General features: G+C 50.8%; 13 protein-coding genes. 7 read left to right on the top strand and 6 right to left on the bottom strand.

Annotated features, from left to right (window positions below; all coding sequences use genetic code 11):
• Nucleotides 1-26 precede the first annotated feature (26 nt).
• Complete coding sequence (locus VK958_RS02815) at nt 27-635, top strand: TetR/AcrR family transcriptional regulator (protein WP_325238841.1); 609 nt, start codon at nt 27-29, stop codon at nt 633-635.
• 98 nt (nt 636-733) lie between these two features.
• Here VK958_RS02815 and VK958_RS02810 read toward each other — a convergent pair whose 3' ends face one another.
• Nucleotides 734-1,840: an NADH:flavin oxidoreductase/NADH oxidase gene (locus tag VK958_RS02810; RefSeq protein ID WP_325238840.1), complete on the bottom strand. Its 1,107-nt coding sequence runs from the start codon at nt 1,838-1,840 to the stop codon at nt 734-736.
• A 32-nt stretch (nt 1,841-1,872) separates the two neighbouring features.
• Nucleotides 1,873-3,063, bottom strand: a complete 1,191-nt coding sequence (locus VK958_RS02805; protein WP_325238839.1) for an MFS transporter — start codon at nt 3,061-3,063, stop codon at nt 1,873-1,875.
• A 91-nt stretch (nt 3,064-3,154) separates the two neighbouring features.
• Here VK958_RS02805 and VK958_RS02800 point away from each other — a divergent pair, with 91 nt between their 5' ends.
• On the top strand, nt 3,155-3,478 hold the full coding sequence (locus VK958_RS02800; RefSeq protein ID WP_325238837.1) for an ArsR/SmtB family transcription factor: 324 nt from the start codon (nt 3,155-3,157) through the stop codon (nt 3,476-3,478).
• A 1-nt stretch (nt 3,479) separates the two neighbouring features.
• Here the strand turns inward: VK958_RS02800 and VK958_RS02795 are convergent, their stop codons facing one another.
• The gene (locus VK958_RS02795; RefSeq protein WP_325238836.1) at nt 3,480-4,343 is read right to left on the bottom strand and encodes a LysR family transcriptional regulator; all 864 of its coding nucleotides are present in this window, start codon (nt 4,341-4,343) and stop codon (nt 3,480-3,482) included.
• A gap of 275 nt (nt 4,344-4,618) precedes the next feature.
• Between VK958_RS02795 and VK958_RS02790 the strand changes: the two genes are divergently transcribed.
• The 5 genes from VK958_RS02790 (at nt 4,619) to msrA (ending at nt 10,965) form a co-directional block, all read left to right on the top strand.
• Nucleotides 4,619-5,275: an SDR family NAD(P)-dependent oxidoreductase gene (locus VK958_RS02790; protein ID WP_325238835.1), complete on the top strand. Its 657-nt coding sequence runs from the start codon at nt 4,619-4,621 to the stop codon at nt 5,273-5,275.
• 259 nt (nt 5,276-5,534) lie between these two features.
• Nucleotides 5,535-6,008 carry an RNA polymerase sigma factor gene (locus VK958_RS02785; RefSeq protein WP_325238834.1) on the top strand — a complete coding sequence of 158 codons (474 nt, stop codon included), beginning with the start codon at nt 5,535-5,537 and terminating at the stop codon, nt 6,006-6,008.
• Nucleotides 6,009-6,044: 36 nt separating this feature from the next.
• The gene (locus VK958_RS02780) at nt 6,045-6,905 is read left to right on the top strand and encodes a FecR family protein (protein ID WP_325238833.1); all 861 of its coding nucleotides are present in this window, start codon (nt 6,045-6,047) and stop codon (nt 6,903-6,905) included.
• A gap of 76 nt (nt 6,906-6,981) precedes the next feature.
• Entirely contained in the window at nt 6,982-9,381 is a 2,400-nt protein-coding gene (locus VK958_RS02775; RefSeq protein WP_325238832.1) for a TonB-dependent receptor, read from the top strand.
• A gap of 309 nt (nt 9,382-9,690) precedes the next feature.
• Nucleotides 9,691-10,965, top strand: a complete 1,275-nt coding sequence (msrA, locus tag VK958_RS02770; protein ID WP_325238831.1) for a peptide-methionine (S)-S-oxide reductase MsrA — start codon at nt 9,691-9,693, stop codon at nt 10,963-10,965.
• Between the two features lie 11 nt (nt 10,966-10,976).
• On the opposite strand, the gene VK958_RS02765 is transcribed toward msrA, so the two are convergent.
• Genes VK958_RS02765 through nirB form a run of 3 tightly spaced genes read right to left on the bottom strand, consistent with a single transcriptional unit; the run spans nt 10,977 to nt 18,153 of the window.
• On the bottom strand, nt 10,977-15,125 hold the full coding sequence (locus tag VK958_RS02765; RefSeq protein ID WP_325238829.1) for a bifunctional nitrate reductase/sulfite reductase flavoprotein subunit alpha: 4,149 nt from the start codon (nt 15,123-15,125) through the stop codon (nt 10,977-10,979).
• A gap of 42 nt (nt 15,126-15,167) precedes the next feature.
• Complete coding sequence (gene nirD, locus VK958_RS02760; RefSeq protein ID WP_325238828.1) at nt 15,168-15,554, bottom strand: nitrite reductase small subunit NirD; 387 nt, start codon at nt 15,552-15,554, stop codon at nt 15,168-15,170.
• A gap of 16 nt (nt 15,555-15,570) precedes the next feature.
• Nucleotides 15,571-18,153 carry a nitrite reductase large subunit NirB gene (gene nirB / locus VK958_RS02755; protein ID WP_325238827.1) on the bottom strand — a complete coding sequence of 861 codons (2,583 nt, stop codon included), beginning with the start codon at nt 18,151-18,153 and terminating at the stop codon, nt 15,571-15,573.
• Between the last annotated feature and the right edge of the window lie 146 nt (nt 18,154-18,299).

Genomic DNA, 18,299 nt, shown 5'->3' with positions numbered 1-18,299 from the left:
TATATTATTTAATTGAAAGTATCTTGATGACAACCGAAACCAAAAAAATACGTGGCCGCCCCCGGGTGTTTGATATGGATGAAGCGCTGGAAAAAGCCCTGCAGATTTTCTGGAAAAGAGGCTATGAAGGGGCTTCGCTGGCCGAGCTTACAGAGACGCTAGGCGTGAATAAACCCAGTTTGTATGCTGCTTTCGGCAACAAAGAAGAATTGTTCATGAAAGCGCTGTCAAAATATGTGGCTGGTCCGGTCGCCTTTGTCAGGGAGGTCGTCAACGAACCGACCGCGCGTGATGTGGCGCAAACCTTTTTATATAAGGCAGCAGAATTTTTAACCGAACCTTCACATCCCAAGGGCTGCATGGTGGTGCAGGGCGCTTTGTCGGGCGGAGAAAGTGCCGAAATGATCAAAAGCGTACTCATCCAATATCGAACCGCGTATGAGAAAGTGCTGACCAAACGTTTTGAGCAAGCCAGGAATGACGGAGATTTATCCAGCGATACAAACCCGGAGTCTTTGGCGAAATACCTGGCAACGCTGCATCAAGGCATGTCAGTGCAAGCGACCAGTGGCGCCAGCAAGGAGGATCTTTTGGCGATTGCTGACCTGGCCTTGAATGGATGGCCTAAAGCATAGAAATCTAGCTTTCTGGATTGAGATTAATGAGAGTCAAACGAGTTAACTTTAAAAAAACCTGCGTAAAGCAGGTTTTTTTTATTTAGCCGCTATTGAGATCAATCGTCCGTCGGACTGCGATACCTTGCCAACCAATGCGCATACGGGGCTGGCAATAACCAGGCCGCGTTTTCTTTTTGAAGTTGCTTAGCGGCGAAGTAAGGCCAGTGAGGATTTTCCAGATGTGCACGGCCTATCATGGCTAAATCCAGTTCTTCGTTACGAATCGCGTTATCTGCCAGCGCAGGCGCACCAAAACCCCAGGCGGATGACACCGGGATACCCGCTTCATTACGCACGCGTTGTGCAACAGGCGCCAGGAATGCAGGACCCCAGGGGATGTTGGTTTCGGGAATCGTGAAGCCGACACTGACGCTCAGCATATCCAGGCCGCGCTGTTTCCATGCTTTCACTAATTGAATCGATTCGCTCAAGGTTTCTTCATCTTTGCCATCGTATTCAATCACACCGAAGCGCGCGGTGAGTGGCAGGTTTTCCGGCCAGACCTCGCGGATCGCTTCCAGTGTTTCTATCGTAAAACGCGAGCGGTTTTCAAAACTGCCACCGTAAATATCAGTGCGCTGGTTGGAGTGTGCAGAAGTAAAACTTTGACCGAGGTAACCATGGGCAAAGTGGATTTCCAGCCATTCGAACCCGGCATCCAGCGCGCGTTTAGCGGCAGCGACAAAGTCACCTTTTATGCGAGCGATGTCATCAATGGTCATTTCCTTAGGTACGCGCGGCAGGTCACCGCCAAAAGCAATCGGCGAAGGGCCAATCGGTTGCCATGCACGTGGGTCATTTTCAGGCATATGGTCATCGCCTTCCCAGGGTTTATTGGCGCTGGCTTTGCGGCCGGCATGCGCGATCTGGATGCCCGGCACTGCGCCAGACGCTTTAATCGCTGCCGCGATCTCGCGCAGTTTTTCTGCCTGTGCATCGTTCCATATGCCCAGGCATCCCGGGGTGATGCGGCCTTCGGGCGCCACGCCGGTGGCTTCGACAATGACCAGGCCGCTGCCGCCACGCGCCAGGCTGGTGTAATGGGCGAGGTGCCAGTCGTTGACCACGCCGTCTTCTGCCATGTATTGGCACATGGGCGGAATCGCAATGCGGTTTCTGAGAGTGACATCTTTTAATTGGTAGCTAGAAAATAAGTCAGCCATAGTGGTCCTTTTCAATCAGTGTTAAATGAGTTTTATGCAGGTGTTGAATGCGTCTTGCCTGAAACTAATTGCATTTCGACCACTGCCAATAATAGTCCAACAAATACGATGCTGGCGGCAATCCAGCCGATGGAGGTCAGGCCCAAACCATGTGAAATCACAAGCCCGCCGACCCATGCGCCGGCGGCGTTGCCGATATTAAATGCACCGATATTCATGGCTGAAGCGAGAGTTGGCGCGCCGCTGGCTTTTTCCAGTATCTTGATCTGCAATGAAGGCACCGCAGCAAAACCGGCCACACCGAGCAGACCGACCAGGCTGACGACTGCAATCTGGTTGTGCGCAAATAATGAAAACGAGACCAGTATGGCTATGATGAAAATCAATGCCCCTATCAGCGTGTTGTCGAGGTGAATATCGGCAAGCTTGGCACCTAGGATATTGCCGATCACCATGCCGACGCCGAATAACAGGAACACGGGTGAGATGGCTGCGGGTGAAAAAAGAGCTACATCGGTCAATATAGGTGCCAGGTAAGTGAGCACCGCGAACAGGCCGGTATCTGCAATGATGGTCAACAATAAACCGGCAATCACTTGCGGTTGCAGCAAGGTGGTAATTTCAGATTTAACGTTTACCTTTTCGGCATGATGATCTTTTGGCACAAGGTAATACAGCGCGGCGAGTGCGACCGGGCCTATCATGGTCACGGCCCAGAAAGTGGATCGCCAGCCCAGCATTTGGCCTAACCAGGTACCCGCAGGCACGCCAACCACATTGGCCACCGTGAGGCCGGTGAACATCAAAGCCAATGCAAAGGCACGCTTTTCTTTGGGGACGAGGTCAGTCGCCACTATGGCGCCTATGCCAAAGAATGTGCCGTGCGCGAATGAGGTCACCACTCTGGCGATCATTAACGTGGTGTAATCAGGTGCGATGGCGCAGATCAGGTTGCCTAATGTAAATATGCCCATCAGCCAGAGCAGGGAGTTCTTGCGCGAGAATTTTGCCATCAGGATAGACATGATCGGCGCGCCAACGGCCACACCAAGTGCATAGCCGGTGATCAGTAAACCGGCCATCGGGATGCTTACCTGCAGGTCACGGCTGACTTCCGGCAATAAACCCATAATGACGAATTCGGTGGTCCCTATACCAAACGCGCCAGCCATCAGCGCATATAAGGCGAGTGGAATGCCTGGTGATGAATTTTCTTTTTTCATAGAGCTTGTTTAAAAACGCTTAGGTTAACTTCCATAGTTCGAATATAATCGAACTATGGAATAATATCAAGCATTGTGATAAATTTTAAACATGCGGCAAATTAAGCACCCGAGCATAGACCAGGTAGAACTGACAGACATTATGTATGCGCTGTCGGACCCGACACGTCTTGAAATTGTGGGGATGCTGGCAGGTACGGGCCGTAAAATGACCTGTGGTGAATTTGACCTCAATCGCCCGAAATCCAGTATGTCACATCACTTTAAAATTCTGCGCGCTGCAGGCTTGGTTGAAACCTTAATTGAAGGCACTGAGCATTTAAATACGCTTCGGGTGGATGAGATCGAGCAGAAATTCCCCGGTGTGCTGCAATCGGTACTGCGTGCCCTGGTGCCTGCGAATACTCAGGTTTAAGTTATTCAAGATGTTCTATCAGGTAATCTACAAACGATGCTAATTTAGGTGTCGTTTGTCGTTCTTTCGGATAAATGGCATTTACGGGCCGCGGAGGTGGTTTGAAATCCTGTAGCACTTCTACCAAAGCGCCGCTCTGGATATCCTGATCCAGCAATAGCTTGGGCGCAAGAATCAAACCCAATCCTTTCATGGCAACGGTACGTAATGATTGCGCATGATTGGCATCGAATCGTGAATTGCCAGGCATGGTACTTTCCAGATGTTTGCTCAATTCTTTCCATCCGCCATCAGGTTTCCAGTTGGTGAAATTCAGGCACTGAAATTTTCGCAACTCATCCGGGTGCTTTGGCGTTCCATGTTTCTCCAGGTAAGCGGGCGATGCACAAGTGGCGACTTCAAACTCAGTCAATTTTCTCGCAACATAAGTCGAGTCATTTAGCGCACCTATCCTGATTGCGACATCGAATCCCTCGTCAATAATATCCACAAAGCGGTCGGCCAATGTCAACTCAATCGATACTTCAGGATATTCAAACAGGAAATCGGCAATGATGGGTGTCAGCGTAATCGAGCCGAACCAGATCGGTGCGCTGACCCTGAGCTGGCCTCTCGGGCTACCTCGCAATATTTCTGCCCCAGCTTCCGCCTCATTGATTTGTTTGAGAATCTCTTTGCAATTCCCGTAATAGTTATGACCAATTTCAGTGAGCTGTAATGTGCGCGTGGTTCTTTTAAGCAAAGTCGAACCAAGCCGTTTTTCTAAAGCATTAATGTGTTTGCTAACCATGGATGGTGATAGCCGACAGGCGTTAGCGGCTGCAGTGAAGCTTCTTAGCTCGACTACTTTTGTAAATACTTCCATGCTTTCGAATCGATCCATATTAAACACTAATGGTAAATAATATTTTTAATAATATGCTATTTATTACTTTTGGTGAATAAATCAAAATGCCATCACACATCTGAAAGTGTGATGAATCAGTTAGCTTAAAGCCACCTTTGGAACATCCTTTTAAGCCAGGATGTCGATACCTGAAAACTGGAAAATTGGCATGCAATAGCAGATTGAATTCTTCAGAACCTGAAAGATTATTTTGAATTCAACCATTTAATTTATATGCTTTGATTGGAGTGATGATGAAAACATTTTTAAGTATCGGGTCTGGCCCAGGCATTGGTTTCGCTACCGCAGAACGTTTCGCTAAAGAAGGATTTCATGTGGTGCTGAGCGCGCGTACTGCGGAAAAAACCAAACGCCTGGTCGATCAATTGACTGCTAAAGGATACTCAGCAGAAGCGAAAACGGTAGATGCAGGAAATCCGGCAAGTGTGAGTAACCTGGTTGCCGCCGTTGAAAAGCAGCATGGCGCGATTGAGGTACTGCATTACAACGCTGCCTTTGTCCGCCAGGCTACTATTGCTTCGCAACCTATCGAATCCTTCAATACCGATCTGGCAGTGAACATTGGTGGCTCGCTGGCCGCTACGCAAGCAGTAGCACAAGCCATGGTCAAAAATGGCTCAGGCACTGTGTTATTGACCGGTGGTGGTTTTGCGCTTTCGCCACATCCTGATTATCTTTCTATAAGCATCGGTAAAGCAGGCATTCGTGCACAGGCGCTGGCATTGTTCGACGCTTTGAAAGAGCAGGGTATCCATATTGCAAGCGTGACGGTCGGCACTTTCGTCAATCCGGATTCCAAAGAAGCGACTGATATTGGCGAGGAGTTCTGGAAGTTATATTCACAACCCAAGAGTGCATGGACTGCTGAAGTAATGTATCCGCAAAACTAATTTCAGATAGCCCTCAGGTCCTTTGAATAGTGACTGCCGGGGCTTTTTAAGATTGCTTGTGCCAGGTGGTACAAGCATCTCATTTTGTATTTTCCACATCGCTTGCCCAAGCGAAAGCAAAGTTAAAATTTGTAGAGTTAATCCCTAGCAGGTTGCCAATGAGAATCATTATCAATATAATCCATTGTCTTTCAACCGCCTTGCTCACAGAAGTTTTCCTTTGCAGATTGATCTCACAAAAAGTAGGCTGCTGTCATCATTGGTCTTGCATTATGGTGAGTTAGTCAATCACGTTAATCATCATTTTGGCAGCCGCCATTTTGCAGAGGATGTCGTGCACGATGTCTGCATCGAGCTGATGGAGAACCCGCCTGCCAGCGAGATCAGGACGCCACTGAGTTACCTTAGAAAAATAAGCATGAACCGGGCACTGGACCGCACCCGGCATGAAAAGGTGGGCGCAAATTACCTTGCAAATTTGGCGCCAGATGGCGATAGCCATTTTTATGATGGCGCGGCCGCTTTAGAGTTTGCGCAGAAAATAGAGCAAATCAGGCAGATGATTGATGCCTTGCCGAAAAAGCAAAGACAGGTGTTTTTATTGCATCAGTTATACGAAATTTCGCAGCATGAAATAGCGGTAGAAATGGGCATATCCACCAACATGGTGTCGCGGCATTTCAATAAAGCGCTGGTAAATATCACCGTAGCCAGGAAACAGCTATCCATTTAGAATAAATAAGCTGTCACACACCACCACTTCAACCAGATGAATACTTCCAAGCAGCCCCAGCGGCAACAGCCACCAGAAACCGAATCGAATATTTCGGATTTGATGCCGTATATCAAAGCGGCCAAGGGTAAATTCCCCTCGAAAGAGGAATTGTTTGCCGAGGTAAACCGCGACAGGGATAACCGCAAAAAAGTCATTAAAACGGTGCAATATACAGCGGTTCTGGTCTTTTGTGCTTTAGGTGTGTGGACGGTCAATCCGGCCATTTCAACGGATACTTACTCCACCCGGTATGCTGAGAATGCCCAGTACACATTGCATGATGGGAGTAAAGTGCATTTAAATTCCAACACTACGTTGGTCACCAAACTCAGGCTGCGTTCCCGCGAAATAATGCTGGACAAAGGGGAGGCCGCTTTTACGGTCAAGCATGAATTACGGCCATTCATGGTCGCAGTAAATAATTCCACAGTGCTGGATATAGGTACAGTATTTAATATCTCGAAATGGCAGCAATCCTTTGTCACCACGGTGCTCGAAGGTGAAGTGGAGTTGCAAACCGGAGAGCAAAAAAACAGGTTAACTGCGGGTCAGTCTATTCATGTGACTGATCAGGCAGCAGGAGCTCCGTACCTTGCAGAGATGGAGATGGTCACTGCCTGGTATTCGGGGAAAATTCTGTTTAATAAAACGCCGCTGAAAGATGCGATTGCCAGCATACAGCGCTATAGAAAAGCGCCTATAAAGCTGGACCCACGCGTAGAAGAGTTGCTGATCACCGGTATTTATGACATAAGCAAGGTTGAGCAATTACTGGATAGCATGGATACCATGTTCCCAGTAATAGTGACCCGCGCTAATGACGGCGAAATAAATATTCAAAAAATGCATTCCTGACGTGCTAGTTTCATTGGTGTTAATCGCCTTAACGGTATAGCGGCAAATGCAGCCGCAAATATTATTAAGGGAAACCATGACAGCACGACCCAATGTTCAACTTAGCCATCGTATTAAGTTGAGGCAGTTATCCATCGCAGCATTACTTTTGACCGTATTACTTTCAATGAGCATCCATGTCCATGCAGCGTCGGCTAATATCGATATCGCCGCGCAATCGCTAGACCAGGCGCTTTTGACGCTAGGCAAGCAAAGCGGTGAGAATATTGCCTTCCCCTCAGACCTGGCCAGCAAACTTAAAGCCCCCGCTGTTAAAGGTAATTACAGTGTTCAGCAAGTCCTGGAGATTCTTTTAAAAGGGTCTGGCTTAACCACCCAAAAGACACCGGCTGGTTATTCTGTGGTCAAACAAATCGAGGGTAAAGCTGAAACACTGCCTGAAGTACAAGTGAAAGACCAGGCGATTAAAGATATCCCTGCCGAATATGCCGGTGGCCAGGTTGCCCGTGGCGGTAAAGTGGGTTTGCTGGGCAATAAGGATTTGATGGATACCCCTTTCAGCGCCACACAATATACTTCCAAACTGATCGAAGACCAGCAGGCACAGAATCTTGGTGATGTGCTGGTGAATGATCCCTCCATCCGCAATACCTATGCACGTGGCTCAGGTCGCGACGAATTCAATATTCGCGGTTTTACGCTGTTCAACTACGACGCCATGTTCAATGGCTTGTACGGCATTTCACCGCGTGATTCCAGCTCCATGATAGGTATCGAGCGTGTTGAAGTGCTCAGAGGGCCGAATGCCCTGTTGAACGGGATCGCGCCTGGCGGTTCGGTAGGCGGGGCGATTAATCTGGTGCCTAAGCGTGCCGGCTATCAACCACTCAACCGCATGACTCTTTCTTATATTGACGATAGCCAACTGGCGGCCCATGCGGATGTGGCAAGACGATTTGGCGCAGATCAGCAATTGGGTGTGCGTGTGAATGCGATTAAAAGTTCTGGAGATACGCCTATGGATGGCTCCAAGGAAAGGCTGGATGCCATTGCCATCGGAGTCGATTTTCAAGGCGATGGATTTCGTCTGGAAGGTGACCTGAATTATCAGAACCGCCTCACTTACGCGCGAAGTGGCCTGCTGTTTGTAGCAAGTGGCGTTCAGATTGGATCAGCGCCGGATGCCCGGAGAAACTATTTCCCCAGCTGGACTTACTGGGATAGTAACCAGATTTCAGGCTCAGGACGTGCGGAATTTGATCTGACACCGAATTGGATGGTATATGGTGCTTTAGGTGGCTCTGAATATGATTTCAGCAGTTTGCAGACAAGTTGGCAGTTGCTGAGTCAGCAGGGAGATATGAGAACCAGACCAACCCGTACAAAACAATATGTTAAAACCCTGTCTGGAGAAGTGGGTGTCAGAGGTAAATTCGCCACGGGTGCCTTGAATCACGAGCCAGTGTTGAGTGTGACCAGTTATTTTATGGAGTCTGGATTTTTATCAAACCGGACAAGCGCATTTGGTTTTTCAAATCTGTACGCCTCGCCAGACTTAACTAAGCCAGCTATTTCACTGGTTGGGAATGTCCCGAAAAGTGCCGAAACCAGATTACGCAGTATTGCCCTGGCCGATACCCTGTCCGTGCTGGATAAAAAAGTGCAACTCACGCTGGGCGTGAGGCATCAAGAGGTCATCAGTAATAACTTTGACTCGGCAACAGGTAACAGGGTAGTTGAACAACATTATGATGAATCTAAATTCACACCAGTTGTGGCCTTGGTAATTCGCCCGACAGAACAGTTGTCTTTATACGCGAATTATATTGAGGGGCTTAATCAAGGTCAGATTGCGCCCAATGATCCAATTAATAGAGGAAAGGTCTTTCCGCCAGAAGTGTCCAAGCAAAAAGAGGCTGGTGTGAAGTACGACTTTGGCCGCTTTGCAACCACGGTAAGTGTGTTTGAAATTGAACGTCCAAGTGGCATCACGGATCCTTCCACCGGTATTTTTTCAGTCAATGGAAAACAACGTAACCGTGGCATTGAGTTTTTAACACAAGGGGAAGTGGTCGAGCATGTGCGGTTATTGGGTGGGTTGGCGTTGACTGAGGGTAAGCTGGTCAAGACAGAAGGCGGAAACACGGATGGTAATACAGCACCAGCTGTACCACGACAGCAATTCAATCTGGCAGCCGAATGGGATGCGCCTATGCTACCGGGTCTTACCCTAACCGCCCGTATGTTGCATACCGGTGAACAGTATCTGGACGCCGGTAACACGCAAAAAATCCCGTCATGGAATCGCTATGACTTGGGTGCACGTTATGCGTTTACCACAGGGAAAGTACCTGTCACGGTGAGAGGGGCTATCGAGAACCTGTTTGATAAAAACTACTGGCTTTCTGCTGCACGTGAAGGGTTGTCAGTAGGGGCGCCGAGAACTGTCCTGCTCTCTGTGACGGCTGACTTCTAAGTGGAAATCTGATCTAAAACAGGTATGTAATGGATAGGGAAGGCGGAATGCCTTCCCTTTTTCTTGGGTGAAATGCGCAAAATATGGATGTACTCAAGTAGCGAAGAACCTAGCAGAAATAATCAGTCATTTTTTCACCATCTGTAACTAATCAGAGCGCAGCAGCGTACTAGCAAGAAAAGGTTGTGCATATTGCCTGTAAAAATCAGAGGCAATACTAACGTTGCACATCAATCAAACTGGGTACGACGCAAGCGTCTGTTGTTTTGCTACACAGGCAAAGACGTGAAAACATAAGGAGTGATGACTATGTTAATCAAAAGAATTCAGGCAGCAGCGCTATGTCTGCTTGCATGTTTTGCTATGTCTGCAAGTGCAGGAAACACGACGGCATCTGACACTATTGTTTTAGGCATGGGTTGCTTTTGGGGTGCAGAAAAACGGATAGCAGAGATCCCTGGTGTGATTCGCACTGAAGTGGGCTATGCCGGTGGCAATACCAAGTCTCCAACCTATGAAACCGTTTCCAGAGAAGGGCACGGTAACAAAGCGGATACCCACGCAGAAGTTGTTAAGGTTACCTACGATAAAAGTCCTGGTACGCTTGAGAAAGTGCTGGCTGCGTTCTGGCAAAACCATAACCCAACCCAGGGTAACCGGCAGGGCAATGATGTCGGCTCAAATTATCGCAGTGCTATTTTTTATAGTTCTGATAGCCAGCAGCAAGCCGCTCTGCAAACCATGGAAATCTATCAGCAAGCGCTGACTAAGGCTGGTTTGGGGAAAATCACCACTGAAATTACGCCGCTGAAAACGTTTTACCCGGCTGAAGGTTATCACCAGCAATACCTGAAGAAAAATCCCAACGGTTATTGCGGGTTGGGCGGGACAGGGGTTGCGTTTCCTGGTAGCACGCAGGCAACGTCAGTGATGACTGCGCCACTGGATGGCAGCAAACTTTCAAACAAGCAATTAGTGGTTTTCGAGTCTGAAACCTGCCATTTCTGCAAAATGTTTGAAAAAGACATTATGAGTCAGTGGAAGTCTGGGACCAGTATCGCTAAAACCTATTCCACCCAGGCACCTGCTGGTTGGGCGCTGAAAGAGTCTTTGTGGGCAACCCCTACTATCGTCTTGTTTGAAGATGGCAAAGAAGCGTCGCGCTACACCGGGTATGACGGTAACAAACAACGCTTTTGGCGTTGGCTCGGGGTACAGACACTGAGCGCTCAGCAGAGGAAGATCGCGTTTGAAAAAGCTACCGAGATGCCGTTTAGCGGTTCGCTACTCGATAACCATGCCTCGGGCTATTATGTAGACCCGGTTTCCGGCGAGAGGCTGTTCCGAAGCGACAAGAAATTTAACAGCAACACTGGCTGGCCCAGTTTTTTTGACCCGTTGCCAGGCGCGCTAGTGATGAAAGAGGATGGTGACCACGGTATGCGTCGTACTGAGGTACTCAGTGCCAGTTCCGGTATCCATTTAGGCCATGTGTTTGACGATGGCCCACCACCCACTGGCAAGCGTTACTGCATCAATAGTGCTGTATTGAAGTTTGTGCCGGATAAAAACACAATTCATTAGTACACGTCTCATTAGTACACATCGCGTACATAGCGTTTTTCTGTAGCCATGGCCGATACATAGTCAGCTGCTTGTTCTGCGGTCATGTTGCCATGCGTCTGGATAATGGTTTTCAAAGCGGCATCCACATCTTTCGCCATACGGCTGGCATCACCACATACGCAGAAGTGCGCGCCCTGTTGCAGCCATTGCCACAACTCTGCACCTTGCTCCAGCATGCGATGTTGCACATAGATCTTTTCTTTCTGGTCGCGTGAGAAAGCAGTATCCAGCTTGTGCAGCACACCTGTTTTTTGCAGAGAATCCAGCTCTTCTTTATAGTAAAAATCTGTGGCGGCATGCTGCTCACCAAAGAACAGCCAGTTTTTACCTTTGGCCCCTGTCGCCTTGCGTTCCTGTAAAAAGGCGATGAATGGGGCGATGCCGGTGCCTGGGCCCACCATGATCAGCGGTGCATCCTGATTTTTTGGCGGACGGAAATGCGCTGAGCGTTGCAGGAAGATGGATACGTCATTATCTTGTGCGCGATCCGCCATAAACGTTGAGCAAATGCCTCCGCGCGCCAGGTCTTTGCCGTAACGCACGGTTGATACCGTTAAATGCACCTGGTCCGGATAAATTTTTGGACTGGACGAAATGGAGTACAAGCGTGGCTGCAAGCGTTTTAATGCGCCTAGCCATTTGCAGGCTTCGACTTTAAAGGGGAAAGCCAGTAACAGATCAATCATCTGTTTCCCCCACAGCCAGTCTTTAAGGCGTTCTTCATCTTCCATCAATAATGCAAGGGCCGGGCTGGCGCTATGTTCTTGCACAAATTTCACCATATCCGGGGTAATACGCGCGATTTCGTAGTGATGTAACAAGGCATCGCCTAATGCAAGCTCGCCATGCTCTTTGACTGTCACCATGGTCGAAGCAGAAAGCTTTAATGCGCGCAACATTTCACCTACTAACTCCGGGTTGTTTGTTGGCCACACCCCCAGGGCATCGCCCGCTTCATATTTGAAACCGCTGTTGCTCAAATCAAAGCCAAACTGGCGGATCTCTTTTTCTGCACCATCCGCGTTCAGGCGTTGGTTGATGATCAATCTGGTTTTCAATGGATGTTGACGGGTGTATGCAGGGACTACTGGCAGTTCTGCAAGGTCACTCGCAGTTTCATCCATCACATCAGTCATCGCCAGCGCCGGTTGGCTGACGGGAGCAGCGACATTCGCCAGCACTGAAACAGCTTTATCGAGCCATGCATTGGCGGTATCTTCAAATTCCGGTTCGCAGTCTGCGCGCTCAAGCAGGCGTTGTGCGCCCATGGCTTCCAGTCTTGCATCTAGCTTGCGGCCAAAGCCACAAAACTGGTCATAGTTCGAATCGCCAAATGCCAGCACGGCAAAGCGGATGTTTTCCAAACGGAGCGCATTTTCCGCCTGTAGGCCGTTCCAGAATTGATTGCCATTGTCCGGCGGGTCACCGTCCCCGAATGTGCTGGTGAGTAGTAAAACTTGTGACGCCTTGGCCAAGTCTGCCATGTTGATATCATCCATCGCCATGACCCTGGCATTCAGGCCGCTGGCCTTTAATCGCTTGGCACATTGTTCTGCATAGCCCTCGGCATTGCCAGTCTGTGAAGCCCAAAGAATGGTGACGGCAGTCTCAGATTCTGGCAAACCCGCGGGAGGGGTGACGCTATTTGGCAGCCTGATGCGTGCAAACAGCCCGGCCAGGATACCGTTCACCAATACCTGTTTTTCCGGGGCAAGCGGGGAGTTATCAGGCAGTACCGGAACGCCACCATGTTGACGTGATTCCTGGGTGCGCAAGCCGGTTAAAAATCCTTGCAGGTAAAGTTGTTCCTCAGCTTCCAGAGTTATTTCCGGTGACTTGTCCAGGCCTAGCAACCTGGCTAAAGCATCGATATCTTTCATGTCGAGTTCCTTGTTATTGCTTACTGCTTCACCTGTGCCGGTGTTTGCCAGATTGTTATTTTTCTGGTGTGCAGGTGGCGCACTTGCTACGCGTTTCATCGTCACAGCACAGAATTTAAATTCCGGTTGCTGCGAGATCGGGTCAATCGCATCACTGGTCACCGCATTGATGGTGAGATCGTCACCATAGACATCATTCCAGTGGAAGGGTACGAAGCAATTTCCCGCGCGGACACGGTCAGTCACGATGGAGGGTAGTATCGCTTTGCCTCTGCGTGAAAGAATCTCGACCTGATCTTTGTCGCGTATCCCTAGTGCAGCGGCATCTTCAGGGTGCAGTTCTACAAATGGCCCAGGATTAAGTTTGTTCAATGTAGGGATCTTGCCGGTCTTGGTCATGGTGTGCCATTGGTGTTGCAGGCGGCCTGTATTCAGCACAAACGGAAAATCGTGATCCGGTAATTCGGCAGGCTCCATATGTGGCCGGGCAAAGAAAACCGCTTTACCACTCGCCGTCGCAAAAGCAATGCGTGGCTGGCTGCCGTCTTCACGCACTTTTAATACTTGATTGACACCATCGTTTAGGTAGCGAATCGGGTGCCGGTCAGCCTGGCTATCAGGTGAGCAAGGCCATTGCAGTGGCGTTTCGCGCAAGCGGGCATGGCTGGCACCGCGGATGTCATACCCGGTGTTGAGGTTGGTCGTGCGTGTGATTTCTTCAAACACTTCGGCGGCACTGTTGTAACGAAAACCATCCGCAAAGCCCATCTCGCAAGCGACCCTGGCAATGATCTCCCAGTCAGCCATGGCTTCGCCAGGCGCATCCACTGCCTGCTGGGTCAATGTCATATTGCGTTCGGAGTTGATCATTACGCCTTCTGCTTCGGCCCATAAAGCGCCGGGTAGCAAAATATCGGCATAGCGATTGGTCTCGGTATCGAGGAAGGCATCCTGAGCGATGACCAGTTCAGCTTTCTCAAACCCGGCAATCACATTCTTGCGGTTAGCCATGCTGGCGACCGGATTGGTACAGATCACCCAGCAGGCTTTGATGTTGCCTGCGATCATCTGCTCGAACATGGCGACGGTGCCGCCACCCAGTCGCGTATGCAGCGTGCCTTCCGGCACTTGCCACAATTGTTCGATAAACTGGCGGTCTTGCTCTACCAATACTGAACGTTGACCCGGCAGGCCAGGGCCCATATAACCCATTTCACGACCGCCCATGGCATTCGGTTGCCCGGTCAGAGAAAACGGGCCGCTACCGGGTCGGCAAATTGCGCCCGTGGCCAGATGCAGATTACAAATCGCGTTGGTGTTCCAGGTGCCATGCGTGCTTTGGTTCAAGCCCATGGTCCAGCAGCTTAACCAGTTCTTGCTGGTGCCTATCCATTCAGCAGCCTGGCGGATATCCGAAATATTCAGGCCGGTAATCGCCGCCACTTTTTCCGGCGTATAGTCTTCCAGGAAAGCCGGCATTGCTTCCCAGCCTTCGGTAAATTCGGCGATGAATTCGTTATCGGTATGACCGTTTTTCACCAGCAGGTGCAGCAGTCCATTCAGTAAAGCGAGGTCGGTGCCCGGCTTGATCTGCATGAACAAGCTGGCTTTATCGGCAGTGGTATTACGGCGAGGATCGACCACGATCAACTTGGCACCGGCTTTGACTCTGTCCATCATGCGCAGGAACAGGATGGGATGGCAATCGGCCATATTGGCGCCGGTCACAAAAAACAGGTCAGTCTGGTCAAAGTCCTGGTAAGAGCCCGGCGGACCATCTGCGCCCAGTGACAACTTATAGCCGCTACCGGCACTGGCCATACACAGGCGTGAGTTTGACTCGATGTTATTGCTACCGAGATAGCCTTTGACCAGCTTGTTAGCGAGGTACTGGGACTCAATCGACATCTGGCCGGAAACATACAAGGCAATGGCATCCGGGCCATGCTCATCGAGAATGCCACGCAAGCGGCGCGCGGTTTCCTTAATGGCTTCATCCATGCCGGTGCGCACCGACTCCTGTCCACGACCTGGGCGTACATAGGCATATTCCAGCCGCCCGGATTCAGCAATAGCCTGGATACAGGTGCTACCTTTGGTACACAGACGGCCATAGTTGGTCGGATGCTGCTTGTCACCGTAGACTTTGATCACGCGCCGGGTCTTGGTTGCTAAGTCATCCTCCACTTCCATGACGATGCCGCAACCTACGCCACAATACGGGCAAACTGATTTCACCTGCTTCACCATTGTTGCTGGTCTCGCTTCTATCCAGATAACCTATACCTGAACCCAGACTACGCCATCCCGCACTTCCACCGGGTAGGTGCGCAGGCAAGTATCGGCATCTTCCACGCAGATGCCGGTACGCAGCTGGTAATGGTGTTTGTAGATCGGGGAGGCGACCACATGTTCACCGCCCAGGTCACCGATGATGCCGCGCGAAATGACATTGGCATCACTGTGCGGATCGTAGTTGTCGATGGCATACAGCAGGTCATCCTGCATGCGGAAAATGGCGACCTGGCGATCTTCCACCAGGGCGCACACGCCCATGTTTGGCCAGATGTCATCCAGTGCACACACCAGTTGCCATACGCCGTCAGTGGATGTGGCGGGTTGCGTGGTTGTACTATCAGATGAAGCTGTTTGTTGTAATTGACTCATGGTTCTACTCCGTGGATTACTCAGTTGCAGCCAGGATAGGAATGACTTTCGCTGCCTGCTTTTCCTGTGCCTGCTGTTTTTCTTCTACCGTGGCTGGCCTTAGCTGGTCGCGTTCTTTCACGAATACGATATTCGTGTCACCAGCCATGCTGTTAACAAAGCTGCGGAAGCGTTTTCGCACTTCAGGGTCGTTGACGGCGGTCTTCCATTCATCCTGGTAGTTATTCACCACATGTTGCATCTGTGCTTCCAGTTCTGCACCCAGGCCCAGCGAGTCATGGATAACTACGTCTTTAAGGTAATCGAGGCCGCCTTCCAGGTTGTCGCGCCAGGTGCTGGTGCGTTGAAGGCGGTCGGCAGTGCGGATGTAGAACATCAGGAAGCGGTCTATCATGCGGATTGCATCTTCTTTACTGAGGTCACTCGCAATCAATTCTGCATGACGTGGCTTCATGCCGCCGTTACCACATACATACAAGTTCCAGCCACTTTCGGTAGCAATCAGCCCCACATCTTTGCCCTGTGCTTCGGCACATTCACGGGTACAACCGGATACACCAAACTTGATTTTGTGCGGTGCGCGCAGGCCTTTGTAACGGTTCTCCAGTTGCACGGCCAGGCCGACACTGTCGTCCACGCCATAACGGCACCAGGTGGAACCGACGCAGCTTTTCACGGTACGCAACGATTTGCCATAGGCATGGCCGGATTCAAAACCGGCAGCGATCAGCTCTTCCCAGATATTGGGTAATTGCTCGACGCGGGCACCGAACATGTCCACACGCGCACCACCGGTGACTTTGGTATATAGCTGGTATTTCTTGGCGATCTGGCCAATCGCAATCAGGCCATCCGGCGTCACTTCACCGCCCGGCATGCGTGGTACCACGGAGTAACTGCCATCCTTCTGGATATTGCCGAGGAAGTAGTCGTTGGAATCCTGCAGCGAAGCCAGGTCTTTCTTAAGGATGAAATCGTTCCAGACTGAAGCCAATATACTGGCAGCAGTCGGTTTGCAGATATCGCAGCCCAGGCCTTTGCCGTGCTTGTGCAGCAGGTCACTGAAAGTCCTGATCTCACCCACGCGCACCAGGTGGTATAGCTCCTGGCGAGAATAGGGAAAGTGTTCGCACAAGTGGTTGTTGACGGTCATGCCCAGCTTTACCATCTGCGCCTTCATGACTTGCGTCACTAACGGCACACAACCGCCGCAGGCAGTGCCCGCTTTGGTGCAGGACTTGATGGCACCTATGCTGCAATTGCCGGCAGCCACCGCTTCTCCAATGGCACCTTTGCTGACGTTGTTGCACGAGCAGAGTACGGCGGTATCCGGTAACGCATCCACACCCAGGCCAGGTTTTGCCTTGCCATCGCTGGCAGGCAGAATCAGGAACTCGGGGTTTTCCGGCAATGCCATGTCATTGACGGTCATCTGCTGCAAGGTGCCGTATTCGTCGGCATTGCCGATCAGCACCGCACCCAGCAGTTTTTTGCCATCTTCGCTGACGACGATTTTTTTATAGATATTGCGTACTTCATCTGTGTACTGGTAGCTACGGCAGCCATGAGTCTTGCCATGCGCATCGCCGACGCTGGCGACGTCTACGCCCATCAGTTTGAGCTTGGTGCTCATGTCTGCGCCCTGGAAAGTTGACGCGGTTTCGCCAGCCAGGTGTGCGCAGGCCGTGCGGGCCATATCGTAGCCAGGAGCGACCAGGCCGAACATCTCGTCGTTCCAGCTGGCGCACTCGCCGATGGCATAAATGTCATGGTCGCTGGAGCGGGAGAAGTCATCAATCGCGATACCGCCACGGGCGCCTATCGCTAATCCAGACTCGCGTGCCAGTTCATCACGCGGGCGGATACCGGCAGAGAACACGATCATGTCGGTTTCCAGCCAGGTCTCGTCAAAAAATACCATGCGGTGGCGCGCAGTCGCACCATCCACAATTGCAGTAGTGTTGCGGCTGGTGTGTACGTGTACACCGAGGTTTTCGATCTGGCTACGCAGTACGCGGCCACCGGCTTCATCCACTTGAACCGCCATCAGGCGCGGCGCGAATTCGACGACGTGGGTATCCAGGCCCATATCTCGTAATGCTTTGGCGCATTCCAGGCCCAGCAGGCCACCGCCGACCACCACGCCGCTCTTGGCAGTTTTGCCAGCGGCGGTCATGGCTTCCAGGTCTTCAATCGTGCGGTACACAAAGCAGTTTTCGCGGTCACGCCCTGCAACTGAAGGCACGAAGGGCACCGAACCGGTCGCCAAGACCAGTTTGTCATATGACAGGGTGGTGTTATCTGTCAGGGTGATGAGATGTTGATGGCGATCAATATGGCTCACACGGGCATTCAGGCGCAATTCCAGTCCGGGGCGGTCATAGAAACCAGGCTCGACCAGGGACAGGTCTTCAGCCGTGCTGCCGGAGAAAAAGCTGGAAAGATGCACACGGTCATAAGCAGGGCGTGGTTCTTCGCCCAATACCGTGACTTGCAGGTTGGCGGCGGCCAGGTCAGGATGGCGTTTAACCAGTTCCTGCATAAAATAATGCCCCACCATGCCGTTGCCGACGACTACTATGCGGGTGTGTTGATTCATCGTATGTTCCCCATCAGGTGCAAGCATGCGCTCGGTATTGTTTCCAAAACATGCATTGCGGTTTGCTAAGCTAAAAACGAAAAAAGGCGTCCATAGCTTATCTAGCGACTACCGATGGCAGTTCGAAAAACAAGCTATGGACGCCG

Origin of the sequence: Methylophilus sp. (genome assembly GCF_035460085.1) — a bacterium.
Taxonomy (GTDB): domain Bacteria; phylum Pseudomonadota; class Gammaproteobacteria; order Burkholderiales; family Methylophilaceae; genus Methylophilus.
This window is presented reverse-complemented; position numbering and strand designations above follow the sequence as displayed.

Excerpts from the sequence above, each read along its gene's own strand:
- VK958_RS02815 (WP_325238841.1), top strand. The coding sequence starts at position 27 with ATGACAACCGAAACCAAAAAAATACGTGGCCGCCCCCGGGTGTTTGAT.
- VK958_RS02810 (WP_325238840.1), bottom strand. The coding sequence starts at position 1,840 with ATGGCTGACTTATTTTCTAGCTACCAATTAAAAGATGTCACTCTCAGA.
- VK958_RS02805 (WP_325238839.1), bottom strand. The coding sequence starts at position 3,063 with ATGAAAAAAGAAAATTCATCACCAGGCATTCCACTCGCCTTATATGCG.
- VK958_RS02800 (WP_325238837.1), top strand. The coding sequence starts at position 3,155 with ATGCGGCAAATTAAGCACCCGAGCATAGACCAGGTAGAACTGACAGAC.
- VK958_RS02795 (WP_325238836.1), bottom strand. The coding sequence starts at position 4,343 with ATGGAAGTATTTACAAAAGTAGTCGAGCTAAGAAGCTTCACTGCAGCC.
- VK958_RS02790 (WP_325238835.1), top strand. The coding sequence starts at position 4,619 with ATGAAAACATTTTTAAGTATCGGGTCTGGCCCAGGCATTGGTTTCGCT.
- VK958_RS02780 (WP_325238833.1), top strand. The coding sequence starts at position 6,045 with ATGAATACTTCCAAGCAGCCCCAGCGGCAACAGCCACCAGAAACCGAA.
- VK958_RS02775 (WP_325238832.1), top strand. The coding sequence starts at position 6,982 with ATGACAGCACGACCCAATGTTCAACTTAGCCATCGTATTAAGTTGAGG.
- msrA (WP_325238831.1), top strand. The coding sequence starts at position 9,691 with ATGTTAATCAAAAGAATTCAGGCAGCAGCGCTATGTCTGCTTGCATGT.
- nirD (WP_325238828.1), bottom strand. The coding sequence starts at position 15,554 with ATGAGTCAATTACAACAAACAGCTTCATCTGATAGTACAACCACGCAA.
- nirB (WP_325238827.1), bottom strand. The coding sequence starts at position 18,153 with ATGAATCAACACACCCGCATAGTAGTCGTCGGCAACGGCATGGTGGGG.